This window comes from Paenibacillus profundus, from assembly GCF_021369635.1.
Lineage (GTDB): Bacteria > Bacillota > Bacilli > Paenibacillales > Paenibacillaceae > Paenibacillus_B > Paenibacillus_B profundus.
Window position 1 is genome coordinate 242,484 of the sequence record NZ_JAJNBZ010000004.1, and the last position, 24,364, is coordinate 266,847.

General features: G+C 51.0%; 20 protein-coding genes. 15 read left to right on the forward strand and 5 right to left on the reverse strand.

Going from position 1 to position 24,364, the window contains the following annotated elements; translation table 11 throughout:
* Positions 1 to 145: 145 nt before the first annotated feature.
* On the forward strand, positions 146 to 640 hold the full coding sequence (locus LQV63_RS08360) for a hypothetical protein (protein WP_233696348.1): 495 nt from the start codon (positions 146 to 148) through the stop codon (positions 638 to 640).
* A gap of 394 nt (positions 641 to 1,034) precedes the next feature.
* On the opposite strand, the gene LQV63_RS08365 is transcribed toward LQV63_RS08360, so the two are convergent.
* The 3 genes from LQV63_RS08365 to LQV63_RS08375 form a co-directional block, all read right to left on the reverse strand.
* On the reverse strand, positions 1,035 to 1,583 hold the full coding sequence (locus LQV63_RS08365; protein ID WP_233696349.1) for a GNAT family N-acetyltransferase: 549 nt from the start codon (positions 1,581 to 1,583) through the stop codon (positions 1,035 to 1,037).
* A gap of 74 nt (positions 1,584 to 1,657) precedes the next feature.
* Entirely contained in the window at positions 1,658 to 3,085 is a 1,428-nt protein-coding gene (locus tag LQV63_RS08370) for a VanW family protein (protein ID WP_233696350.1), read from the reverse strand.
* A gap of 152 nt (positions 3,086 to 3,237) precedes the next feature.
* Positions 3,238 to 3,603, reverse strand: a complete 366-nt coding sequence (locus tag LQV63_RS08375; RefSeq protein ID WP_233696351.1) for an alpha/beta hydrolase — start codon at positions 3,601 to 3,603, stop codon at positions 3,238 to 3,240.
* 377 nt (positions 3,604 to 3,980) lie between these two features.
* Between LQV63_RS08375 and ftsE the strand changes: the two genes are divergently transcribed.
* The 5 genes from ftsE to LQV63_RS08400 all read left to right on the forward strand — a co-directional run bounded on the left by ftsE (position 3,981) and on the right by LQV63_RS08400 (position 9,986).
* A complete protein-coding gene (gene ftsE / locus LQV63_RS08380; RefSeq protein ID WP_233696352.1) occupies positions 3,981 to 4,667 on the forward strand; it encodes a cell division ATP-binding protein FtsE in 687 nt (228 codons plus the stop codon).
* Complete coding sequence (ftsX, locus tag LQV63_RS08385) at positions 4,657 to 5,568, forward strand: permease-like cell division protein FtsX (protein ID WP_019424753.1); 912 nt, start codon at positions 4,657 to 4,659, stop codon at positions 5,566 to 5,568. The genes ftsE and ftsX overlap by 11 nt, the downstream gene beginning before the upstream one ends.
* Before the next feature lie 18 nt (positions 5,569 to 5,586).
* Positions 5,587 to 6,813 carry a murein hydrolase activator EnvC family protein gene (locus tag LQV63_RS08390; protein WP_233696353.1) on the forward strand — a complete coding sequence of 409 codons (1,227 nt, stop codon included), beginning with the start codon at positions 5,587 to 5,589 and terminating at the stop codon, positions 6,811 to 6,813.
* Positions 6,814 to 7,040: 227 nt separating this feature from the next.
* Positions 7,041 to 8,477 carry a S41 family peptidase gene (locus LQV63_RS08395; protein ID WP_233696354.1) on the forward strand — a complete coding sequence of 479 codons (1,437 nt, stop codon included), beginning with the start codon at positions 7,041 to 7,043 and terminating at the stop codon, positions 8,475 to 8,477.
* A gap of 138 nt (positions 8,478 to 8,615) precedes the next feature.
* Positions 8,616 to 9,986 carry a PDZ domain-containing protein gene (locus tag LQV63_RS08400; protein ID WP_233696355.1) on the forward strand — a complete coding sequence of 457 codons (1,371 nt, stop codon included), beginning with the start codon at positions 8,616 to 8,618 and terminating at the stop codon, positions 9,984 to 9,986.
* 229 nt (positions 9,987 to 10,215) lie between these two features.
* On the opposite strand, the gene LQV63_RS08405 is transcribed toward LQV63_RS08400, so the two are convergent.
* Together LQV63_RS08405 and LQV63_RS08410 are read right to left on the reverse strand one after the other, a co-directional pair.
* Complete coding sequence (locus LQV63_RS08405; RefSeq protein ID WP_019424757.1) at positions 10,216 to 11,031, reverse strand: OmpA/MotB family protein; 816 nt, start codon at positions 11,029 to 11,031, stop codon at positions 10,216 to 10,218.
* Entirely contained in the window at positions 11,015 to 11,827 is an 813-nt protein-coding gene (locus LQV63_RS08410; protein WP_233696356.1) for a flagellar motor protein, read from the reverse strand. Before LQV63_RS08410 ends, LQV63_RS08405 begins: the two co-directional genes overlap by 17 nt.
* A gap of 395 nt (positions 11,828 to 12,222) precedes the next feature.
* Between LQV63_RS08410 and uvrB the strand changes: the two genes are divergently transcribed.
* From uvrB to LQV63_RS08455, 9 genes are all read left to right on the forward strand, one after another.
* The gene (gene uvrB / locus LQV63_RS08415; protein WP_026011392.1) at positions 12,223 to 14,220 is read left to right on the forward strand and encodes an excinuclease ABC subunit UvrB; all 1,998 of its coding nucleotides are present in this window, start codon (positions 12,223 to 12,225) and stop codon (positions 14,218 to 14,220) included.
* A 53-nt stretch (positions 14,221 to 14,273) separates the two neighbouring features.
* On the forward strand, positions 14,274 to 17,144 hold the full coding sequence (uvrA, locus tag LQV63_RS08420; RefSeq protein ID WP_019424760.1) for an excinuclease ABC subunit UvrA: 2,871 nt from the start codon (positions 14,274 to 14,276) through the stop codon (positions 17,142 to 17,144).
* A 1,234-nt stretch (positions 17,145 to 18,378) separates the two neighbouring features.
* The gene (gene thiM, locus LQV63_RS08425) at positions 18,379 to 19,221 is read left to right on the forward strand and encodes a hydroxyethylthiazole kinase (RefSeq protein ID WP_233696357.1); all 843 of its coding nucleotides are present in this window, start codon (positions 18,379 to 18,381) and stop codon (positions 19,219 to 19,221) included.
* On the forward strand, positions 19,218 to 20,030 hold the full coding sequence (thiD, locus tag LQV63_RS08430) for a bifunctional hydroxymethylpyrimidine kinase/phosphomethylpyrimidine kinase (protein WP_233696358.1): 813 nt from the start codon (positions 19,218 to 19,220) through the stop codon (positions 20,028 to 20,030). Before thiM ends, thiD begins: the two co-directional genes overlap by 4 nt.
* Before the next feature lie 20 nt (positions 20,031 to 20,050).
* Positions 20,051 to 20,677 (forward strand): thiamine phosphate synthase, encoded by a 627-nt coding sequence (thiE, locus tag LQV63_RS08435; protein ID WP_267933960.1) that lies wholly within the window; start codon positions 20,051 to 20,053, stop codon positions 20,675 to 20,677.
* Between the two features lie 75 nt (positions 20,678 to 20,752).
* Entirely contained in the window at positions 20,753 to 21,223 is a 471-nt protein-coding gene (locus LQV63_RS08440; RefSeq protein ID WP_019424764.1) for a nucleoside 2-deoxyribosyltransferase, read from the forward strand.
* Positions 21,224 to 21,238: 15 nt separating this feature from the next.
* Positions 21,239 to 22,255, forward strand: a complete 1,017-nt coding sequence (locus LQV63_RS08445; protein WP_233696360.1) for a thymidylate synthase — start codon at positions 21,239 to 21,241, stop codon at positions 22,253 to 22,255.
* Between the two features lie 15 nt (positions 22,256 to 22,270).
* Positions 22,271 to 23,032: a class I SAM-dependent methyltransferase gene (locus tag LQV63_RS08450; protein ID WP_233696361.1), complete on the forward strand. Its 762-nt coding sequence runs from the start codon at positions 22,271 to 22,273 to the stop codon at positions 23,030 to 23,032.
* A gap of 73 nt (positions 23,033 to 23,105) precedes the next feature.
* Positions 23,106 to 24,347, forward strand: a complete 1,242-nt coding sequence (locus LQV63_RS08455) for an HAD-IIA family hydrolase (RefSeq protein WP_233696362.1) — start codon at positions 23,106 to 23,108, stop codon at positions 24,345 to 24,347.
* Positions 24,348 to 24,364: the final 17 nt, after the last annotated feature.

Here is a 24,364-nt window from a genome sequence, read left to right on the forward strand (position 1 = left end):
TCGCATCTGACCAACTGAAAGAAATACACGGTGAAATTATGTGCTTTTCAGTTTGCGCTGCAGGATGTAATATATCTGTAAAGCCGCGTGCATACAGCTTCAGCGGCGTTGTAGAATATACTAGGAGATAGGGGCGGGTGATCCAATGGAATTTCCGTCTCGTCAAGATTTCGAACTGCTGTCCAAGGAGCAGCGAATCGAGACGATTAAAGCATTGCGCCTTCATTATCGCATTGTTGAGATGGCGCACAATTTCGGATTCAACAATTCATCTTCCTACTATGCGTGGCTAAAAAAACAAGACATCTATGAAGAGCTGTGCGGCAAAAGAGAGCTGCATAAGGCCGAACTGCCAACGCCAGAACGAACCATGGAAAAGTATCAGCAAGAGCGGGCAATGGACATGTACCGACAAGAGAGATTTATGGACATGCATCGGAACGAGAAGACTGTGGAATCCGGTCTGCAAGCACAGGTGAACGCCAGTGCCGATACCGTCAGCTTCAAGTATAACCTCTCGTTGAATGGTTCCGACGCCGCCAATCTTCTTCGGAAGATTGCAGCCTACATCGAAGATGATGCCCAGCTCTTTACGGTAGAAGTGGCAGTCACCAGAAATTCTGCAAAGCACGACGAATAAATGCCGATTGGTTCAACGTCGGCAGCGAAAAGCCCTTCGGATTATTGGCCGTTCATGGCCGTAATACCGCAGGGCTTTTTGTGTTGCGCGGACAAGACTCGATATCGTAGAGTTTTTTGCATTACGCGGACACGATGCCGTGTCGCAGCATGTTTTTGCATTTTAGCTTGTCCTAGTATCCGGTTATACAGCTGATGTGCAAGTCCCGTTGAGCGCCTTTGTTTCACTCTCCCCGCGACTCAGGGATTCAAAACAGGTATGAGCAGTTAAGCGTTCATTCAATTATTTTGGTAAAAGACAATGTCTGTGAGGAGTATGCAGCAAATATGTAACGCAGAAGTTAATGAGACACATACGGATCAACAAATATCCTCTTTAATGAGCCGAGCGTAAACTATCTTTCCAAAGCTTCGTATTCCGATTTAAGCATGCCGTAATACACTAAATCCTCGAAGCGATCCCATTTCAGGACGTGCTCACGGAACATTCCTTCCTGCTTCATACCGAGCTTTTCGATCACTTTGGCTGAGGCCGGATTGCTGGTCATTGACGCAGCCCACATTTTGTGGAGCTCCAAGGACCCGAAGCCGAATGCCATAACACGCTGTGCCGCCTCCGTAGCAAAGCCCTGCCCCCAGTATGGCTTTCCGACAAAATAGGCCAATTCCCCCCGCCGATGATGGCTGGCGATGTTGATGCCCATGCACCCCATTAACGAATCATTGTCTTTGTGGATAATGGCAAACGCATAACCGCTGCCCAGTCGGGCCGCCTCTTGTCTGGATTCAATCCAGTCTTCGGCGGCGCCGTCTGGATAGGGATGGGGAATGGAGAGTGTGGTCTTCGCAATATCAATATGTCCGGCCAATTGCTGCACGTGATGGGCATCGCGAAGCTCGAACGGCCGCAATGTTAGTCTTTCCGTTTCCAGAACAGGCTGCATAGGAACACCCCTTATCAATATATTTCTAAAAATATAGTACAAGGTTCGGAAAAAGCAAGGGGTTATTCTAATGGTTACTGGAAATCAGGTCCGTTGACGCCATCCTCCAAAATCGGGCCTTGTTCTTGCTTAGGATTGGCCGGCGGGTCCGAAGTTCCCGTATTGACGGCAACGAGCGTCGGCTGCGGTCTATACGTATCCACTGCGATACGCTGGCGTTCGACTTGTTTGCCGTTCATAAGCTTAATGCGGTATGATTCGACGACATATCCTTTCTTGCCCCGCTGCAACGTTTCGTGCCCGCCGACCGGCAGATCCGCATTTTTCACATATTTAATCGCAGGCTCCAACACCTTCACCGTCTTGGTCTCCATTTTGTAAGATACATTTGAATCCATCGTGCCGAAAAATTTAATCGAGAGACGATTATTTTCAGCAGTGGTACGGATGAGCAGATGCTTGCCGGTCGTATTTTTAAATTTGAAATTAATATATCCTTGCGAGAAGGTCGCATCGAGTCCAATCGGCAAATACGATACCGGCAGGGAATGATTGCGCCGTTCGACAATTTCGAGTCCGGTGCGCAGCACAGCGTTGTATAGCGTGCTCGACACTTGGCAGATGCCGCCCCCGATTCCCGGAACGAGCTTGCCGTTATAAATGACGGGAGCTTCCTTGAAGCCGTACTTCTTCTCCGTTTCCGCGATAACTTTGTCGTAGTCGAACACGTCTCCTGGCTTCAACACCATGTCATCAATCGTCTTCGCCGCTGACATGACGTTGTGCGTCCGCCCGTCTTCCGCTTGCACGAAGCTAGTCGAGAACTCGACGATTTTCCGTTCAATGCCTTCTGCCTTTAATGATGCCATCGTCACCGGCGGCTCGCTCACGACAAGCGGAACTTCAATCGCAATCGTTTGCCCTTCATGCCAAGTATGCGGGATAGCAGCTCGTATAAGCTGTTCCATCTGCATGCGATCAATGCGATATACCGTTTTCTCAGGCGTATACTGAACCTGATCGCCATCTGCAATTTTCCGCACGGCATTGACGGGTTTCCCGAACGACTTCGTTTCCCACCCTGGCGTCAAGCGTTCCTTCCATACATTTTCCTTCCAGTGAAAGCGAAGCGTCCATTCCTTAGGGAATTTCCATCTTGCTTTGATACGATCTAGGAGAGAGCCTTCCTGTAGTCGCTGCAATGCGATCAGGATTTCGCCGGCGTCGTATTGAACCCCGAGTTCAGATAGTGTCGTCTTGACTGGGTTCACGCCAGAGCTCCCAAATGTAAAAATGAACGGAGTACGCTCCAGCTGTTGGATACGCTCGCTCAGCTCCTGACGGAATCCTTCAATAGATTGTCCACTGACATCCCATGATGAAATTCGTACCTGAGGCGGTATCGTAGCCTGTGAGGCGTAGCTATGCCCCCATCCCCACAGTGCGGTAACGGCTAACAGAAGCGAGGCGAGGATGATAAACAGTGCATGTATTTTTTTCAAAGCAATGCCTCCTGCATTAAAAAAGTGAAAAATCAATCTTTTTTCACTATATGCGCGGGGTTAGGCAAACTTTACTTGGAAAGCGATCGGGATGCTCACCGGGGTGGACAAGACGGCTTTTTCACCCTTGATTTTGTACTCATAAACTATACTTATCTGCTGTGTTTTTTTAAAAACTCAACTGTTTTCCCTAACGTTTGTTCAGCATGCGGGGAAGTAAAATCAAATTGATACTCATGTCCTAATTCGGGATTGGTCCCGTCAAATAAAACACTTTCCACCTCCACATTATTCTTTGTTAGAACATCTATCAGATCTGCTGAATGTGGCGCCAGAGGATCGACATCCCCAACTGTCAAAAAGGTAGGAGGGTAATCAGGTGTTATCTGTTTGACCGTAGACATCTCATCCAATCTAGAGAAAGAGGCGAAATCCTTCACTCCTGTATATGACCAAAATACCGTCTGAATCCCAATCTTCAGTATTGCAGACGACGGAGGATTAATCATTCTATCCATGTTAAAAACTCCACAGTATAAAAGAACTCCTTTTAGCTGTTTTTTATCGATGTGAGGGTGAATATCCATAGACTTTGCTAGTTCTTTTTTTTCATTCGAATCAACCTTTCCTTTCTAGTTGTTACTACTACTATTTAGTTTGTTAGTTGATCCCGCTAATGCAAGTATTGAGATTGTAACATAACTAGAATGACCATTAAAAATCGTAATAAACCTGAAGGATTCATTTATGGTTCGATCGACATTTTCCGTAATATGACCATGTCGAACTTGGTGCAGAGAGTAAAAAGATGTTGAAATTCGCTTTCTTTTAAAGGAATTGTTGAGCGGGTGTCGAATATATAGAGGCTAATCTTTAAAACATAGGGTGTGATAATTTGATAGAAATGCAAGATGTATGGAAGACGTATCAGGATGGCTCGCATGCTTTGCGTGGGATATCTGTATGTATCGAAAAGGATGAATTCGTTTATTTGGTTGGTCCCTCGGGAGCAGGGAAGTCGACCTTTATGAAAATAATCTATAGAGAAGAAGTTCCGACCAAGGGGCAAATTTTCGTCAGCGGGTTTAATATCGGCAAGCTGAAGCATCGCAAAATTCCGTTTGTCCGACGCAATATCGGGGTTGTGTTCCAAGATTTCCGGCTGCTGCCGAAGCTGACGGCATATGAGAATGTAGCTTTTGCAATGGAGGTCATCGAGGCGCCGAAGAAGGTCATTAAGCGCCGCGTACCGGAAGTGCTTGAACTGGTAGGTCTGAAGCATAAGGCAGCGAGTCTCCCGGCTCAACTGTCGGGCGGGGAACAACAGCGGATCGCGATTGCCCGAGCAATCGTGAACAATCCATCTGTCATCGTAGCGGATGAGCCGACGGGGAACTTGGACCCGGAGACATCGTGGGGAATTATGAAGCTGCTGGAGGAAATCAATTTTCGCGGCACGACCATCGTCATGGCGACGCATAACAAAGATATCGTGAACTCGATGCGCAAACGCGTCATCGCTATTGAGCATGGTCATATCGTTCGAGATGAAGCGCGGGGGGAATACGGCTATGATTTTTAACAACTTGGCCCGCCACTTCAGAGAGGGAAGCAAGAGTGTTTTTCGCAACGGCTGGATGTCATTCGCTTCCGTCATTTCTATCGTCATCTCTTTGTTCATTCTCGGCGTGTTCATGTTCTTATCTATTAATGTGAACACCATTACGAACCAAATAGACAATCAGGTGCAAATTCGTGTGTTTATGAAGCTGGATACTACAGAGGAACAGAGACAGCTGGTGGAGACGGACATCGGCAACATGTCCGAAGTGAGCAAGGTCATTCCCGTGCCCAAAGAAGAAGGCATGAAGCTGCTGCAGGAAAGCTTGGGCGAAGATGGCAAGGATCTGTTGAGCGGCTATACGAAGGAAACGAATCCGCTGCCGGATTCATTTACGGTAGAAGTGTACGAGCCGACGGCGATCGCTATGGTAGCGAAGAAGATTAATGCCATTAATGAGACGAACAGCGCGAAACCAATCTGGAAAGTGCAATACGGCAAGGGTACGGTAGAATCGCTCTTTAAAGTTACGCAGACAGTACGCAACTTCGGGTTAATCGTCGTAGCAGGCTTGGCGGTTACGGCCATGTTCCTCATTTCGAACACAATTAAAGTTACGATTATGGCGCGGCAGCGCGAGATAAGCATTATGAAGCTGGTAGGGGCGACGAATATGTTTATCCGCGGACCGTTTTTTATAGAAGGAGCGCTCTTGGGCATTCTCGGTTCGGCCGTTACACTCGGACTGTTGTTCTACGGATATCAGCAATTGATCACGCATTTCGAGTTCGGTTTATTAATGATTAAGCTGGTCCCGCTGCAGGACGTATGGCTTCTTATCGGCGGCACCTTGCTTGGCTTGGGAATTGTCATCGGCATGTGGGGAAGCACGATCTCCATCCGTAAATTTTTGAAAGTCTAAGTTCGAGGAGGAGCCGCGTTGAAACAAGAGTACGGGAAAAAAAGATGGATAGCACTGCTTGCAAGCTTTGCAATTCTTTTCTCGATGGTGCCGCCATCCACTGGACAAGCGTCCGAATTGGATAAGGTTAATAAGGAACTGAAGCAGCTGCAGAGCGAGATGCGCGCAGCGGAGCTGAAGCAGCAGGAAGCAAAATCGACGAAGGCAGAAGCGCAGAAGATGGTCGTCAAGACCACAAAGGATATGAATATGCTGCTGAGCGAAATCGATAAGAAAGCAAATGAGATGGTTTCCGTCGCCACGCAAATCGATACGTCGGAATCGAACCTGGAAACTACGGCGCATGAGCTTCAAGAGGTTAACCACCGTATTGAAGACCGGGGGAAGCTGCTCGATACACGCGTAAGGCTTATGTATACGAACGGATTCGTATCCTACATAGATGTTTTGTTCAGTGCTACGAGCTTCTCCGATTTCCTCGACCGAATCGATTCTTTGCAATCAATTGCGGCGCAGGATAAGGAAATATTGGCCGAGCATAAGCGTGATAAGCAGCTCGTCGTACAGAAGAAGCAGGAAATCGAGACGGAATTGAAGCGGGTCAAGCTGTTATATGCCAAGCTGGACAGCGCCAAGAAAGACCTGATGTTGAAGGAAAAAGAAAAAGAAGTCATGATTGCGAGCTACAATGAACAGATTGATGAATCGGATGAGGCGAGCGAGGAGCAGGAACGCTTGCTGATGGAATTCGCGCAGAAGCGCGCGGATTTAATCCGGAAGAAGAATAGCTTGAACAAGCCGAAGCCGACGCAGAAGAGTCCGCAGCGAGTATATACGTATACTGGCGGTAAGCTCGGGGTGCCGCTCGCTGCCGATTATTACATTTCATCGAAATTTGGTTCTCGTACAGATCCGATTAATGGCAAAAGCGGCGCGTTCCATAGCGGTATCGACATGGCCGTAGCGGGTGGAACGCCGATTTATGCCGCAGAAAACGGAGCCGTCATACTGGCAGAATGGTGGAGTGGCTACGGAAACTGTGTTATTATTGACCATGGGAACGGGCTTTGGTCTTTATACGGTCATATCAAGAACGGTGGAATCAAGGTTAAGAAGGGCGATACGGTCAAGCGTGGTGACAAAATCGCGGAAGTCGGGGCGACTGGGCGCGCCACAGGCAATCACCTTCATTTTGAAGTTCGCTTGAACGGTGAACGTGTTGACCCAGAGGATTATTTAAAATAATTGCGGAATATTTGACATATAATAGTGAGTGTCACGTGGAAACGGCTGTGCCGTCCTCGTCTGAGGGCGTACGGTTTCTGGGTGATGAATCAGCACCTGCATGATGTGAAAGCAATATTTTCTGATTCCATTTGCACCAAGATGCTTTATAAGGTACCGGTTGTATAAACCGAAGGTTGAATGGCCCCGAGCTTATGCATACGGACAAGACGAAGGCGGTGATTTATATGTCGTTCAAAGGGCGTACCGTCGCTCTGCTTGTGGGAGCGGCGATGCTGGTAAGCAGCGCGTTAACGCTGACCGCTGTGGATTTGCCGATATTTGCAAGCGGAGGACAAGCTGCCGCGACGGGCAGTGGCCTATCGACGCAAGAAATGCAGAAGCTTAATTCAGCATTGGGAATTATCGAGAACAAGTTCTTTACGTCGGTCGATCGCGATAAGCTGGTTAATGGAGCTGTACACGGCATGATTACTTCCCTCGGCGATCCTTATTCTACGTTCATGGAGAAAGAGGAAGCGGAGCAGTTCAATCACAGTATTGAAGGCGCCTTTACCGGAATTGGCGCGGAAGTTACGATGGAGAATGGCGAAGTGACGGTGGTGTCGCCGATTAAAGGATCTCCAGCTGAGAAGGCGGGAGTTATGCCGAAGGACGTCCTGCTGTCGGTGAATGGCGAGAGTCTGGAAGGCAAGAACTTGAACGAGGCCGTAGCGAAAATTCGCGGCCCAAAAGGATCGAAGGCGAAGATTACGATTAAGCGCGCCGGCCAATCCAAGCCGATAGAGCTTTTCGTCGTGCGGGACGAAGTGGATATGGAGACGGTCTATCCGAAGATGCTGGAAGACAAAATCGGCTATATCGAGATTCGCCAGTTCTCTCTGAACACATTCGAGCGATTTAAAGAGGAACTGGAGAAGCTGGAGAAGCAGGGCATGAAGGGACTCGTCATTGATGTGCGCAACAATCCGGGCGGGGTGCTGGATATCGTGCAGAAGATGACGGAGTTGTTCGTGCCGAAGGGCAAACCGATCGTCCAGATTGAAAATCGCAACAAAGAGCGCGATCGTTACAATTCCCAAGGCGCAGCTGGAGTGAAATCTTATCCAGTGACGGTGCTAACGAATAAAGGCAGCGCCAGCGCTTCAGAGATTATGGCCAGTGCGCTCAAGGAATCGGCAGGCGCTAAGCTGGTCGGTGAGCATACGTTCGGTAAAGGCACAGTTCAGACGAGCTACGATTCCGGTGATGGCGGATTGATTAAGATTACGATTGCCAAATGGCTGACGCCAAACGGCAACTGGATTCACCAGAAAGGCATCGAACCGGATATTTCGGTGCAGCAGCCTGATTTCTATTACGTGGCTCCGATTTCTAAAGATAGGACGCTGAAGTTCGACATGAATGATGCGGACGTGAAAAACGTTCAAATTATGCTGGATGGCCTCGGCTATAAGCCTGGACGCAAGGACGGCTACTTCTCGAAGGAGACGGAAACGGCGATCAAGGCATTCCAGCGCGATCACAAGCTGGGGGTCACCGGCTCGGTGGACGCTAAGACAGGAGAACAACTCGAGCAAGCGATTATGAAGGCAATGCGTGATCCGAAGAACGATGCGCAATTGCATAAAGCGGTAGACACATTGCAGAAGGAAATTCGGTAAAGTCTGTCGAATATAAGGAAGGTCGCAAGCTTCGGCTTGTACCTTCCTTTTTTTTGTTTCCTTGTTGCATAGTGCTGAAACATAACGTTGATATACATGAGAGTAAGACAGGTTGGGTTGTGGAAAGGAGCGGGTGAAGTGGACCTCCTAGCGGAAATCGGTGTTCATTTGGCAGAAGGATTGCTGCAATGGCTGCTGTCGCCATTTTATTGGTTGGCAATCATCCTCATTGCGATGTACTATCGGAGACAGGTGACGCTGGAACGAAGGCTGTTCTCCGTCAAGATGCATAGTTGGGCGGAGCAAACATGGCATGCGTGGCTTGGTGGTCTCATAGCGGGCCTCATCGTATCGGCGGCCGCCATCGGGCTCGGAATTACCGTAACCCGCGAGGTTGTTATTGCGCTGTGGATTGTCGCTTTGCTGCTGCTGCTTGTGCGTGTGCGCTTCTTATGTCTCGCTTATTCTGCCAGTGTGCTTGCCTTGCTGCAGTTCGGATTGCGCGTATTTGCGCCAGACTGGACGGTGGACGGATGGGGCGGAACGATGATCGCAGCGATCCGTGACATGGATGCGGCTGGCCTGCTGGTGCTCGTTGCGCTGCTGCATGCCGCGGAAGCTTGGCTCATTCGCAAGCAAGCAGCAAGGATGGCCGGGCCGCTGTTCATGGAGAGCAAGCGCGGCCGCATCGTCGGCGCATATCAGATGCAGAGCCTCTGGCCGGTGCCGCTCATGCTGCTCTTTCCGACAGCGACAGCGGGAACGCCGCTGCCTTGGACGCCGCTCTTCGGCGGTGATATCTGGCTGCAGGGCTGGACGCTTATTGCATTTCCAGTCATGATCGGCTTCTCCGAGCTGACGTTCACACGCTTGCCGCAAGAGAAGGCGGCGGTCAGCGCTTCGCGCCTGTTCGCCTACGCGGCGGTGCTGCTCGCGCTCGGCTTGGCAGCGACATGGTGGTCGCCGCTCGTGCCGGTTGCTGCTATCGCCGCGCTCGTGCTGCACGAAGCGCTCATCTGGTACAGCCGCCGCGAGGAAAGTGAACGCAGCCCTGTCTTCACACAGGATGCGCGCGGTCTGCGCGTGCTGGCGGTACTGCCGGGCAGCCCGGCGCAGGAGCTCGGCATCCGCATCGGCGAGGTCATCGCGAAGGCAAATGGCATTTCCGTGCGCACGAAGGAACAGCTGCATCAGGCGCTGCGGTCAAATGCGGCATTTTGCAAGCTTGAAGTGTACGATGCGAACGGAGAAGTCCGCTTCCTGCAGCGTGCGCTGTATGCGGGAGAGCATCATCAGCTGGGCGTGCTGCTGGCACCGGACAATAGCGTCAGCTTTGTTGCAGTAACGAGGCAGCCTTCCTTTTTCGCGCTGCTCGCTGCACCATGGGCGAAGCTGAAGCAGGGGTTCGGCCCGAAGCAAGATGAGCAAGGAATATCCACAGGGAACGATAGGGCGGATAAACATGAAGAAGCTCACCGGCCGACTGCAACGACGGACACCTCGATATAAATGAAAAAAGCTCACATCCAACGCAGGATGTGAGCTTTTTATATCAAAATATAGATAATTGCTGTGAATTGTGGATAACTGATTACGAAACAGTCTGAATTGTCCAGAAGTTGTTAACAAACTGTTGATATATCAGTGCATAACGTGGATAACTCTGTTAACATTGTGCATAAACTGTGTATTTCCAGACATTATGTGATTGATAGGACTGATGGCGTAATAATCTGAATTACTGCACCATATTGCGTAGAACGATAATTTCGACTCTTCGGTTCTGCTGGCGGTGCTCTTCCGTTTTGTTATCCACAACGGGGCGGGTTTCACCATATCCGGCAATTTGGAACTGTTCAGGATCCAGCTTCTTCTCGTCCACTAGGAAACGAAGCACAGACAACGCGCGTGCTGCGGACAATTCCCAGTTGTCCTTGTATCGTCCGCCTGGCGCGAAGGCAAGATTATCTGTATGCCCTTCAATACTGATGGTCGTATTCAGCTGTGGGAACAAGCTGGCGAGCTTGTCCATCGTCGGCATCGCTTTCTGCTTCAGATCGGCCCGGCTCAAGTCGAACAGCAGCTTGTCGCTCATACGGATTGCAATCCCTTTCGGAATATCCGACACTTCAATTTGCTCGCCGAGCTTGTTGTCATCCACATATTGCTGAATGACGTTCATGAAGTTTTTCAATTCCTCTTCCTGCTTGCGAAATGCTAAATCTTTGTTCGTTATCGTTCCAATCGCAACTGCATGCTCTTCCTTCATGTCACCCGAACCACCGTCTTGAGCGGTGTCGAGGGCGCCGGTCTCTCCGGTCTTCAGATAACCGCCGTCCAGGATGCCAGACCCCTTCGGCAGGGCGGAATCGGCATTGCGGAAGGAGAGCTGAAGCGTCTCGGAAAGTGATTCATACTTATCCGCATCCACTTGGCTCATGGCGTACATGATGACGAAAAAAATCATGAGCAGCGTAATCAAGTCGGCATAGGTGATAAGCCAGCGCTCGTGACTCTCCGTCTTGGCGGCGCCCTTTCTATTTCTGCGTCTCATGAATCATCCCTCGCTTTGCGTCCGGAACCATCTTCAGCGGTTGTAACGAATCTTCGGCGAGCAGGAACGAGCCAAGCTTTTTGCGCACAATTTGCGGGTTCTCTCCCGCTTGGACAGACAATATGCCGTACTCCATCATTTCCATTAAGCGAATTTCTCCCTCGCTGCGCGATTTGATCTTGCTCGCGATCGGAAGATAGATGACATTGGCCGTTGCGACCCCGTACAGAGTAGCCGTGAAAGCGACTGCAATGGAAGGACCGAGCGCTGAAGGATCGGAGAGATTGCTAAGCACGTGAATCAGCCCCATGACCGTTCCGATAATTCCCATAGTAGGCGCATAGCCGCCGGCAGCTTCGAATATTTTGGCATAGCCGTCATGCTTCTCTTCGACGCCATCCATTTCAAGCTCAAGCATCTGCTTGATTAGCTCTGGATCTGTGCCGTCCACCACCATCATCATGCCATCGCGCAAGTATCCGTTCTCATGCTTCTGCGCATGGCCCTCCAAGGCCAGAACTCCTTCACGGCGGGCAATATTGCTCATCGCCACGATGTCGTCAATCAGCTTCTGCGCGTCTGTCGGGTTGCGCCGGAAAGCCATTTTGAGTGCGCTTGGGATGTTGCGCAGACGTTTGCCCGGAAAGCTGACGACAACCGCTGCAATCGTGCCCCCAAATACGATGAGTGCAGCGGTCTTCTCCCATAAACCGCTGATCTGGCCTCCTTCCCACAAAAAGCCGCCGATTAATGCGGCTAATCCTGCGATAATGCCAATTACCGTCGTTTTATCCATAAGTTAATCCTCTCCCGTTAAACATACATTTCCCATTTGCATCCAATCCATGAAAGGAGTATAATGAAAAGGGAACAAACATTCCTATTTTGAACGTATTAAGGACTTGGGCTAGACAGGAGCGCAACCGTCCTTATCCACGTATAAAAAGAACTGAAGAAGCGGTCATTTTGGATGGCGCATCCGCTTCTCTAATTTTTGCGCTGTCTCCTATTTTTATCGGGTGAAGATTGGGTAAAGTTTAGGGAGGGATCCACCCCGTCATGTTTTGCATGCGTTTTGAGTCGGGGGACCTAGATGAATGAATACCCTTCAGGTGAAATCAGGATTAAGGAACCATTCGCAAGATGGTAATAATAGAAGTAAGAACTGAATACGGAAAGTGCGGTGAAGTGATGGCAGATTTGGAAATCAGCACGAAGACGTTCGAGCTAGAATCGGAATTTGCGCCTCAAGGAGATCAGCCCCAAGCTATTGAACAGTTGGTAGAGGGTGTGTATCAAGGAAAGAAGGTTCAGACTCTGCTCGGTGCCACGGGAACAGGGAAGACGTTTACGATTGCCCAGATGATTGCCCGTGTGAACCGGCCGACGCTCGTTATTGCGCATAACAAGACGCTCGCGGCGCAGTTATGCAGCGAGTTCAAAGAGTTTTTCCCGAATAACTCGGTAGATTACTTTGTAAGTTATTACGATTATTATCAGCCGGAGGCGTACATTCCCTCTTCGGATACGTATATCGAGAAGGACTCGAGCATCAATGAAGAGATTGATAAGCTGCGCCACTCTGCGACGAGTTCGCTGTTCGAGCGGCGGGACGTCATTATCGTAGCGAGTGTATCCTGCATATATGGCTTAGGTTCTCCGATTGAGTACGGAAATCTTGTGTTGTCTCTACGTACCGGAATGGAGAAGCCGCGCAACGTCATATTGTCGAAGCTGGTAGACATTCAGTATCAGCGCAATGATATGAACTTTGTCCGCGGGACGTTCCGCGTGCGCGGGGATGTTGTAGAAATCTTCCCGGCCTCGAAGAGTGAGCATGCGGTGCGCATCGAGCTATTCGGGGACGAGATTGAGCGCATTACGGAAATTGATGTATTAACGGGAGAAATTATCGGTGAACGCGACCATATCGCTATCTTTCCGGCTTCTCACTTTGTTACGGCTGAAGAGACGATGAAGGTGGCGCTCGTTAATATCGAGCGTGAATTGGAAGAACGGCTGGAAGTGCTGCGTGATCAGGGCAAGCTGCTGGAGGCGCAGCGTCTAGAACAGCGGACGCGGTATGATATCGAGATGATGCAGGAGATGGGCTTCTGTTCCGGGATCGAGAACTACTCGGGTCCGCTAACGTTCCGGGAACCCGGAGCGACTCCGTATACGCTGCTTGATTATTTCCCAGATGATTTCCTGATTGTTGTTGACGAGTCGCATGTAACACTGCCGCAGATTCGCGGGATGTACAACGGAGACCGCGCCCGGAAGGAAGTGCTCGTGGAGCATGGCTTCCGTCTGCCGTCTGCGCTGGATAACCGGCCGCTTAAGTTCGAGGAATTCGAACAGAAGATGGGTCAATCCATTTTCGTATCGGCAACGCCGGGACCATACGAAATAGAGCACTGTCCGGAAATGATCGAACAGATTATTCGTCCGACTGGACTGCTTGACCCTGTCATTGAGGTGCGTCCGACGAAAGGACAGATCGATGACCTGATCGAGCAGATCCGCATTCGCTTGGCGAAAGATGAACGGGTGCTCGTGACGACGCTGACGAAGAAGATGTCAGAGGACTTAACCGATTACTTGAAGGAAATCGGTATTAAAGTACGCTATCTGCACTCTGATATTAAGACGCTGGAGCGCATGATGCTGCTTCGCGATCTGCGCCTGGGCGTATTCGATGTGCTGATAGGCATTAACCTGCTGCGGGAAGGATTGGACTTGCCGGAGGTGTCGTTAGTTGCGATACTGGATGCCGATAAGGAAGGCTTCTTGCGTTCGGACCGATCGCTCATTCAGACGATCGGACGTGCGGCGCGCAACTCGGATGGATACGTCATTATGTATGCTGACAAGATGACCGACTCTATGACGAAGGCGATCAAGGAGACGGAACGCCGCCGCAGCATACAGATTGCGCACAATGAGAAGCACGGCATTACGCCGCAGACGATTCGCAAGAAGATTCGCGACGTCATTGAAGCGACGAAGACAGCTGAATCGAAGGGTGAGTATGATATTGGCAAGTCCGTGGAGAAGCTGTCTAAGAAAGACCGCCAATCACTGATTCAGCGTTTGGAGAAAGAAATGAAAGATGCAGCCAAGAACTTGCAGTTCGAACGCGCGGCCGAGCTGCGTGACGCTCTGCTTGAACTACGGGCGATGGAATAACAATTCGGAAGGCTTCATGAGGTTCGAGTGAACCCGAAAAGGAGGGTAACCCATTGGCGAGTGAACATATAGTGATTAAAGGGGCGCGTGCCCATAATCTGAAAAATATAGATGTGACGATTCCTCGTGATAAGTTCGTCGTTCTGACGGGCTTAAGCGGCTCGGGAAAATCGTCTTTAGCGTTTGATACCATTTATGCGGAAGGCCAACGGCGTTACGTGGAGTCGCTCTCTGCCTACGCACGCCAATTTCTAGGACAGATGGAGAAGCCGGACGTCGATTCGATAGACGGCTTATCTCCAGCCATTTCGATCGACCAGAAGACGACAAGCCGCAACCCGCGTTCCACCGTTGGAACAGTCACGGAAATTTACGATTACTTGCGCTTGCTGTTCGCCCGCATCGGGCATCCACATTGCCCGGAGCACGGGATTGAGATTACGTCGCAGACGGTCGAGCAGATGGTGGACCGCATCATGTCTTATCCAGAACGGACCAAGCTGCAGCTCTTGGCGCCAGTCATCTCCGGACGCAAAGGCGAGCATAAGACGGTGCTCGCCGACATCCAGAAGCAGGGCTTCGTGCGCGTACGCGTAGATGGCGAGATTCGCGAAGTATCGGAGAGCATTGAGCTCGACAAGAACCGCAAACATAGCATCGAAGTCGTCGTTGACCGGATCGTCGTCAAGGATGATGTTCAAGCTCGCTTGGCAGATTCGATCGAGACGGCGCTGCAGATGTCAGGCGGCAAGCTGCTCGTCGATATTATCGGCGAAGAAGAACTCATATTCAGCTCGAATCTGGCTTGTCCGACTTGCGGCTTCAGCATGGATGAATTATCTCCGCGGATGTTCTCGTTCAATAGTCCGTTCGGCGCTTGTCCGGAATGCGACGGACTTGGCATGAAGATGATTGTCGATCCCGAGATGTTGATTCCTAATCAGGAGAAGACCATTGATGACGGAGCGTTCGAAGCATGGGCCGGGAGCACTTCGAACTACTATCCGCAGTTCCTGAAGTCGGTCTGCGACCATTACGGCATTCCGACCGATATTCCGATAGCGCAGCTCGAGCCGGATCAGATGACGAAGCTGCTGCATGGCACGGGCAGCGAGAAGGTGAAGTTCCGTTACGAGAATGATTTCGGACATTCGAAGGAAGCTCACGTTGTGTTCGAAGGCGTAATTCACAACCTGGAACGTCGCTATCGTGAGACGGCCTCGGAAGGCATCCGCGAGTACATCGAAGGGTTTATGAGCGCGAAGCCGTGTAGCGTATGCAAAGGTCATCGCTTGCGCAAGGAAATATTGGCGGTGACCGTGAATGATAAGAACATGGCCTATGTCACATCGCTGTCGATCGGGGAAGCACAGCGTTTCTTCTCTGGTCTGGAGCTGAGCGAGAAGGAGCAGATGATTGCCAATCTCATCTTGAAAGAGATTAATTCGCGCCTCGGATTTCTCGTGAATGTCGGACTTGAATATTTGACGCTGAACCGTGCGGCAGGAACGCTGTCCGGCGGCGAGGCACAGCGGATTCGTCTCGCGACGCAGATTGGGTCCAGCTTGATGGGCGTATTGTATATATTGGACGAGCCAAGCATTGGACTGCATCAACGCGATAACGACCGCCTCATTGAGACGTTGGAGCATATGCGCAATCTGGGCAATACGCTGATTGTCGTAGAGCACGACGAGGATACGATGCTTGCGGCTGACTATATTATTGATATCGGTCCGGGAGCCGGAATACATGGCGGCAAGGTCGTTGCTGAAGGCACGCCGAAGGAAATTATGGCGGATCAGGCATCGCTCACCGGCCAATACTTAAGCGGGCGCAAGTTCATTCCGGTTCCGCTGGAGCGCCGGGCGTTGGACGGAAGATGGATCGAAGTGCGCGGAGCCAAGGAGAATAATTTGCGTGGCGTCAATGCGAAAATTCCACTTGGCGTATTCACGGCAGTCACGGGCGTCTCTGGATCGGGGAAATCGACACTGGTGAACGAGATTCTGTACAAGACATTGGCGCGCGATCTGAACAGAGCCAAGGTTCGTCCAGGCGAGCACCGTGAAATTCGCGGGTTGGAGCATATCGATAAAGTAATCGAAATTGACCAATCGCCTATAGGGCGGACACCGCGTTCCAACCCGGCCACCTATACCGGCGTGTTCGATGATATTCGCGATCTGTTCGCACAGACGAATGAAGCGAAGATTCGCGGCTACAAGAAGGGCCGGTTCAGCTTCAACGTGAAGGGCGGCCGCTGTGAGGCTTGTCGCGGAGACGGGATTATTAAGATTGAGATGCACTTCCTGCCGGATGTATATGTGCCGTGCGAGATATGCAAAGGCAAACGATACAATCGTGAAACGCTGGAAGTGAAGTATAAAGGCAAGAACATTGCCGATGTGCTTGAAATGACGGTAGAGGATGGAGTAGAGTTCTTCCAGAACGTGCCGCGCATTCACCGCAAGGTGCAGACGATCTTGGATGTCGGCCTTGGCTATATGAAGCTTGGCCAGCCGGCGACGACGTTGTCCGGCGGCGAGGCGCAGCGGGTGAAGCTCGCAGCTGAGCTGTACCGCCGCAGCACTGGCAAGACGTTCTATATTTTGGACGAGCCGACGACCGGTCTGCACGTAGCTGATATCGACCGCTTGCTGCAGGTGCTGCACCGCCTCGTTGACTCCGGTGAGAGCGTGCTCGTCATCGAGCATAATCTCGATGTCATCAAGACGGCGGATTATATCATCGATTTAGGTCCGGAAGGCGGCAACGGCGGTGGAACGCTCGTTGCCCAAGGCACGCCGGAAGACGTCGTGAAGGTAGATGCCTCTTACACCGGACGCTACTTGAAGCCTGTCCTTGAACGCGACCGCGAGCGGACAGAGAAGTCGCTCGTCGCAGCAACAAAGGACGCGTAACATGCAATTGAGCACAGCTTGACGATGAACCGTCGTCTGCCGAGTGGGCAGGCGACGGTTTTTTTGCTGAGGGGGTTATACTTTCATTGATTCTTCATCATGAACGAAATGTTCCGCTCGTGTCATGGCGCGTTCAGACTGACGGTGCTATGCTTCATCGGCCCCTTTGCTTCATTCTCCCCATCCTTCAGGAGGCGCCACGGCCAGGGACGACTCTGGTTATCTGCCATCATGAGCGGCTGGGTTATGGCAGGGTATATTCAAATTGGCATGTATCTCTTCCCCGTCGTCATCCTTCCTGACGGTATGGGAGAATGGGCATAAGGCCCATTTGCCGAGTAGTCCGACAACCCATTCTTGTTTGAAAAGGAAAGGGGGCTGCCATTCTGAATGAAGGGGAGAAGAGCCTTGTTCAGACCGTCCATTTACGAATGCATCTCTCAATGCTTGGCTTGATCCAACAATCGTGCGAAGTCGATCTTTCTCGTCCAGGAAACTCTTCTGCCCACTAGCCCCATTCATTGCATGTATGAGTCAATCCCTGCAGAGCTATTCATTGGAACAATCTGAATCATTGGGAGAGTGAACCAAAGGAGGAATCGATATAGGATTGAGGGGCCACGAATGCACAATAACTCCTATCATCCTTAGTCTCATCCACTGTATTTTGTGCAATAAAAATAGTGTATTTTCCAATAAGGAGACTCTGATCGCATTCCTTTCCAAATATGTCATTGCATTTTACAAATTTAACCTATAATATGAAATAAGAAAGAACAAAAGTAGAAAATTAACAAAAATAACTAGCGGGAGCCTGCTGAAGCAAGCTGAGAGTACAACTAGTCTGTTGTAGACCGATTGAACCTGTTGGGTAATGCCAGCGTAGGAAGCGAACATGTAAATGTACGACGCATGCTGTTCGCATGTGTTTTTTGTTGTAAAAATACTATTTACTTCCCCTTGCTATAACAAGCTTTCTTGTGCCACAAGTCTATCGGAGTCTGGAAAATGCTTGCTTATGTTGCGTTGTGCTCTGTTTCCTTCCTGCAATCGTTCAATCTAGTTGTAAACTCAGTCAATCATAATCCGTCTATCATTTTCATAAGCGCGTGATCAAAAGGAGGCTTGTTGAACAACCACTATAAAGGTTAGGAAAACGCTAGCAGTCTATGAATCTCATGACTATCATCTGGCCTCTGCAGGCTCCCGGCCCTAAAGGAAGGTTGGATTGATCATGTCCTTACACCAAGTATCCGTTCTCATTGATAAACTTCACAAGGAACAGCCGCTCATACACAATATGACGAATGTGGTGGTGACGAATTTTACGGCCAACGGATTGCTGGCGCTGGGCGCTTCGCCGGTGATGGCGTATGCGCGCGAGGAAGTGGCCGATATGGCCAAGATAGCTGGAGCGCTGGTGTTGAATCTTGGCACTCTCTCTGAGGAGCTGGTAGAAGCGATGATTATTGCTGGGCAATCTGCCAACTCACACGGGGTCCCAGTGCTGCTCGATCCGGTAGGGGCGGGAGCGACACCGTTTCGGACGGCGTCTGCCTTGCGTATCCTACGCGAGGTGGAGGTGTCCTTGCTCCGGGGCAACGCTGCCGAAGTAGCGCACCTGAATGGAGAAAACCGAGCCATTAAAGGGGTGGATGCCGGACAATCAGCGGGTGACGAGAGAGTGGAATTAGCCGCCCGAGCTGCCAGAAAGCTACGTACGGTCGTCGCTGTAACGGGACCGGAAGACGTCATTACTGACGGACAGACCGGTTGCATCGTGAAGGGTGGCCATCGTCTGTTGATGCAGGTGACGGGTGCCGGATGTTTATTGACATCGGTGCTGGGGGCATTTGCCGCTGTGGAACGGGATTTGCTGCTGGCAGGAACTGCAGGGCTTGCTTTTTACGGAGCTGCCGCCTACCGGGCTGCAGAGCGAACGGAAGCTGCGGGACCGGGGAGCTTCCAAATCGCCCTTATCGACGAACTATCTAGGCTGAACAGGGATTCTCTGACGGCAAATACGGAAGTGCGGGAATTCCTGCCGTCCTCCGTAAAGGAAGGTGAAGCGCAATGAACGTATATAAAGCTCTGACGATTGCCGGTTCGGACAGTGGAGGCGGCGCGGGGATCCAGGCGGATATCAAAACGTTCCAAGAGCTGGACGTGTTCGGGATGTCCGCGATTACGGCCATTACGGTGCAGAATACGCTGGGCGTTCAGGCCGTGTACCCGCTTCCTACCGCAGCTGTGACCGGTCAAATGGACGCGATCGGGTCCGATCTTGCGCCTGATGCGGTCAAGACAGGCATGCTTTTTAGCAAGGATATTATTGCGGCCGTGGCAGATCGGATTGAGCACTTCGGCTGGAAAGCGGTCGTGGTCGATCCGGTGATGATCGCCAAAGGGGGCTCCGAGTTGCTGCAGCAGGCGGCGGTGGAAGCATTGAAAGAGCGTCTGTTGCCGCTTGCTCTCGTCGTGACGCCGAATATTCCCGAGGCCGGGGCCATAACCGGCATGTCCATCCGAACAATGGCAGATCGGCGTGAAGCCGCTAAGCGGATCGGTGCTTACGGTCCCCGCTATATCGTCATTAAGGGCGGTCATAGCGAGGAGGATAAGCAGGTGACGGACCTGCTATATGACGGACAACACTTCACCGAGCTGGATGGTAAGCGGGTTCATACCCGGCATACGCATGGAACGGGATGCACCTTCTCTTCAGTCCTGACGGCAGAGCTGGCCAAAGGCTCGTCTGTCGTTGATGCCGTAGGGACAGCCCGCGCGTTCATTCAGGCGGCGCTTGAAGATACGCTTGGCATCGGCCAAGGTCATGGTCCGACCAACCACTGGGCTTACGGCCGCAGAAGGGCGGTGCGGTCGTGAGCCGAATTCCAGCGGAACGGATGCGCTCATACTTGCGGCTCTACATGGTGATGGGAAGCGTCAATTGCCGGCTGGATCCGTTATATGTAGTGCGAGAAGCGCTAGCGGGAGGCGTGTCGCTGTTTCAATATCGCGAAAAGGGAGCGGGCGCGCTGACCGGAGACAGGAAAAGGCAATTGGGATTGGAGATTCAAGCCCTCTGCCGCAGGATCGGCGTTCCATTTATCGTCAATGATGATATCGAACTTGCGCTCGAGCTCGGCGCGGATGGCATCCATATTGGTCAGGATGATGAACAGGCAGATCGTGTTAGGTCGAAGATCGGCGATAAAATCCTCGGAGTATCGGCGCATACGGTTGCGGAGGCGCGGCTCGCCGTGGAACAAGGAGCGGATTATTTGGGAATCGGGCCAATATACCCTACCCGCTCCAAGGACGATGCGCATAAAGTGCAGGGCGTGTCCATCATTCGGCAGATGCGCGCAGCGGGAATCGATGTGCCTCTCGCCGGAATCGGCGGGATTACTTCTGCGAACGCCGCGGCGGTCATGCAAGCGGGCGCGGATGGCGTAGCCGTCATTTCGGAGATAACCGGGGGGAATGACATTCGTGAATCGGCGGCTAGAATACGCCGGCTAGAGCCGTAAATGAACAGCTAGGGGACGATAAATCAATCATTGGCCGTCAATGTATAGCCAAATTTGAAAGGTGGAAGCTGCGAGATGAGTATCGTGAACAAATCGGGTATCAAGAAGTTGTTTTTAGCGGGACCATTCAAAAGTTTGGTGGATGCCGAAACAGGCTGCATGCAAGAAAGCGAGCAGCAAAGACTGATCCAGCTGATCTCTTTTTTTGAAGCGAGAAATTATGCTGTTCATAATGCGCATAAGCGCGAAGGCTGGGGCAAAGATTTCATGACGCCTGAACAATGTACGGCCATTGACTTCGAGGAAATCCGCGCCTGCGATCTGTTCGTTGCATTTCCCGGATCGCCCGCTTCTCCAGGCACGCATATTGAAATCGGCTGGGCTTCTGCCTTTGGCAAGCCTATCATTCTGCTGCTAGAGGAGAACAAGGATTATGCATTCTTAATCAGGGGGCTCAGTAAAGTCGCCGATGTGACGTTCATTTCCTATCAAGAAGAAAAAGATTACCTGTCCAAGCTCGAACAAATGTTTAGCATTGCGGAATAGAAGGAGGAGAGGTTGGTGCGCTTCGACCATTTTCACGATTCTTATATAGCTACGTTAGACGAAATTTATAACAAACCGCAGTTCTCTAATGCGCCGCGCGGTCATCAGAGCCGCGAGAGGCTGAATTATCAATTTGCCCTCGCGAATCCCGTGGAGCGCGTCTGTTATTTATCGAGCCGCCGCACGAATATCATATTCAATTTTGCCGAAGCATTGTGGTATCTGTCGGGCAGGGACGATCTGGATTATATCGGCTACTACAATCGGAAAATGAACGATTATTCTATGAATGGCCGCACGCTTACAGGAACGGCTTACGGCCCCAAAATTTTTCGTTTCGGATCTGACAAGGTGAATCAATGGAAACGAATCGCGCATTTACTGGGTCAAGATGACCCGGATTCCAAGCGGGCTTTTATCCAGATTTTCGATGCCAATGAATCGCTGGAATCAGCAAACATCGATGTTTCCTGTACGATTGGGCTCCAATTTTTTGTGCGGGAGCGGAAGTTGTATACTGTCGCCTACATGCGTGCGAACGATGCGTTTCGAGGCATGGTCAGTGATGTTTTTTCATTCACGTTCATGCAGGAGCTGCTTGCCAGGGAGCTTCAGCTGGAGTTGGGCGATTATTATCATGTGGTCGGTTCGGTACATATATATCAGCCGGATAATCATGTCGTGGAGAAGGTGCTGAAAGAGGCTCATTCTGAGACGCATGACAATCAGAGCGTTGACACTTTTCCCGCAATGCCTTCGGGAAGCCAGTGGCCTTATATTCAGACCATACTGGAGTATGAATCGTTGCTGAGAGAAGACCAAATCACCTTATCAGGCCCGGATATTGAGACGCTGGACATGCCTGCTTACTGGCGGCAGGTATTGCTGCTGTTCAGCTTCTACCAATCTGTAGCTTATAAGAGACCGGTGGATGCTTCCGTGTTCCATGCTTTGTGGCCGGTCTATCAGAGGCTGTTGCAAAACAAGTGGCCTAATCTGTCTATATCAAATATGCAGCATATCCAGCAGTGATAAGGGGGCAATTGGATGCAGACGTCGTGGAAGCAAGAGGTCGTAGCTAATCAGTTCGAGGCTTACAATGACATTCTGGAGCAGACTTTGGGGTTTCGATTTGTGTTTGATATTTTAAGCTCCGTTCCCGGAGGGAAGCGGGTGCTGGATTATGGGTGCGGACCCGGAAAAGTAGCCTACCGGCTGGCAGAGAGCATGGATTTGAATGTCATTGCCGTGGATGAATCAAGCAATATGCTTGATATTGCCGTTCAAAAACGTTCCCACCCTCAGGTGGACTACCACCGAATCGAAAATGATCAATTAGTATTTCTGGAGGATAATTCGGTATATGGCGCCATGACCTGCTATGTGTTCATCAATACAAGCAGCCAAGATCGAATCCAGCGAATTATGAGGGAGATTCACCGGGTATTGGCCCCGGGCGCACCCTACGCGATTTTGGACACGCATCCGGATTCGACGGGCATCGAATTTTCGACGTTCCGCAATGGGGAGCCGGGAAGAAAATATAAACATGGTGAAGCGCGGCAAGAATGGCTCCATCTTCCGGATCGGGAGGATATGATTCTTCATGATTTCCACTGGCCTAAAGAGATGTATCACGAGCTCCTGCAGGAGGTTGGTTTCAAAAATATTGAATGTTTGGAGCCTACTTTACGGCATATCCCTCCGGATGAATTAAGAGAAATAGAGCAAGCGAGTCAGTTTGAACAATGGAAAATGGAGCGGGATTATCCTCCCTTCCTCATTTATCGGGCAGTCAAAGACGCGTGAGCACCGATTTCCCGATCAGAGTCGGGAGATAACCTCATGGCAAACCGGCAGAGTGAACGTAAGGAGGAATGACGTGTTGCTGGATAGATTTGATGTGTTCTTGTTTGATTTGGATGGCGTGATCTATATTGGGTCCGAGGCCCTGCCGGGTGCAGTTCAAGCGCTCGAACGCCTTCGGACCGAACGCAAGACGGTTCGGTTTCTGACCAACAATCCCTGCATGACGCGCGAGCAAGTCGCGGCTAAGTTGAACGGCCTCGGGATTGAAGCGAACGTTGGTGAAGTCGTCACATCGGGATGGGCAACAGCGCGTTATTTAAGTGAGCAGCAAGTCCATTCTGTATATGTGCTGGGGGACGAGCATTTGGAATGGGAATGCCGTCAGGCAGGCCTTGAGCTTGTTGATGTGAGCAGCGCCGAAGCTATTGTCGTCGGCTGGAGTGATGAACTTACACTCCGGGAGATACAGGGAGCCGTGACGCGAATTGTTAAGGGCGCAAAATGCATTGCCACCAATGCGGACAGGATATTCCCGGGTCCAGAAGGGCCTATGATGGCGGTCGGAACGGTTGTTGAAGCTATCAAGATGTCTGCGGGAATAATCCCGGACGTTGTGGGCAAGCCATTTCCTTATATGTTCCAGCAGGCGCTTGAATATGTGGAGGACTTGTCCCGCGCAGTCATGATAGGTGACACTCCCGATACGGACATTGTTGGCGCACACCGGATGGGCATATCGGCAATTCTCGTATCAAGCGCTCCACGTTCCGAGTTTCCATCTGCGCGGGATTTTCGCAAACCCGATGCTATCATTCCCGATTTGCGCAGCTTATGGGATCAAGAGGTGCGCTTGGAGCCTTGGACGGCCCCGGCTTTTCCTTGGCCGGATGACATCAAGCCGGGGGTGGCGGGCATGATTATGGATGAACGCCGCAGGGTTCTCCTGATGAAGCGTGCAGATAATGGGTGCTGGGGGATTCCGTCGGGTCATGTCGAGCTGGGAGAAACCGTAGAGGAAGCGATCGTTCGGGAAATCGCCGAGGAAACCGGCCTGAACGTAAAAGTGACGCGGTTGATCGGGGTATATTCGAACCCTGATTCCCAAGTTTTTTCGTATCCCAACGGGAAGGTCAGCCATTTTGTGACGACGTACTTTCGTTGTGAGGTGGTGGGAGGAACGCTGGTCAGAGAAGGGGACGAAACCTTGGATGTGCAATATTTTGAATTGGATGCGCTGCCGGATAATATGTTGACGATGCATCCCCGGTGGATCGCGGACGCCCTGGCGGATGAATCTATCTCTTTTTTCCGTTGACTCGAAATCTATCAAGT

Excerpts from the sequence above, each read along its gene's own strand:
- LQV63_RS08360 (WP_233696348.1), top strand. The coding sequence starts at position 146 with ATGGAATTTCCGTCTCGTCAAGATTTCGAACTGCTGTCCAAGGAGCAG.
- LQV63_RS08365 (WP_233696349.1), bottom strand. The coding sequence starts at position 1,583 with ATGCAGCCTGTTCTGGAAACGGAAAGACTAACATTGCGGCCGTTCGAG.
- LQV63_RS08375 (WP_233696351.1), bottom strand. The coding sequence starts at position 3,603 with ATGGATAGAATGATTAATCCTCCGTCGTCTGCAATACTGAAGATTGGG.
- ftsX (WP_019424753.1), top strand. The coding sequence starts at position 4,657 with ATGATTTTTAACAACTTGGCCCGCCACTTCAGAGAGGGAAGCAAGAGT.
- LQV63_RS08395 (WP_233696354.1), top strand. The coding sequence starts at position 7,041 with ATGTCGTTCAAAGGGCGTACCGTCGCTCTGCTTGTGGGAGCGGCGATG.
- LQV63_RS08405 (WP_019424757.1), bottom strand. The coding sequence starts at position 11,031 with ATGAGACGCAGAAATAGAAAGGGCGCCGCCAAGACGGAGAGTCACGAG.
- LQV63_RS08410 (WP_233696356.1), bottom strand. The coding sequence starts at position 11,827 with ATGGATAAAACGACGGTAATTGGCATTATCGCAGGATTAGCCGCATTA.
- uvrB (WP_026011392.1), top strand. The coding sequence starts at position 12,223 with ATGGCAGATTTGGAAATCAGCACGAAGACGTTCGAGCTAGAATCGGAA.
- thiM (WP_233696357.1), top strand. The coding sequence starts at position 18,379 with ATGTCCTTACACCAAGTATCCGTTCTCATTGATAAACTTCACAAGGAA.
- thiD (WP_233696358.1), top strand. The coding sequence starts at position 19,218 with ATGAACGTATATAAAGCTCTGACGATTGCCGGTTCGGACAGTGGAGGC.
- thiE (WP_267933960.1), top strand. The coding sequence starts at position 20,051 with ATGCGCTCATACTTGCGGCTCTACATGGTGATGGGAAGCGTCAATTGC.
- LQV63_RS08440 (WP_019424764.1), top strand. The coding sequence starts at position 20,753 with ATGAGTATCGTGAACAAATCGGGTATCAAGAAGTTGTTTTTAGCGGGA.
- LQV63_RS08450 (WP_233696361.1), top strand. The coding sequence starts at position 22,271 with ATGCAGACGTCGTGGAAGCAAGAGGTCGTAGCTAATCAGTTCGAGGCT.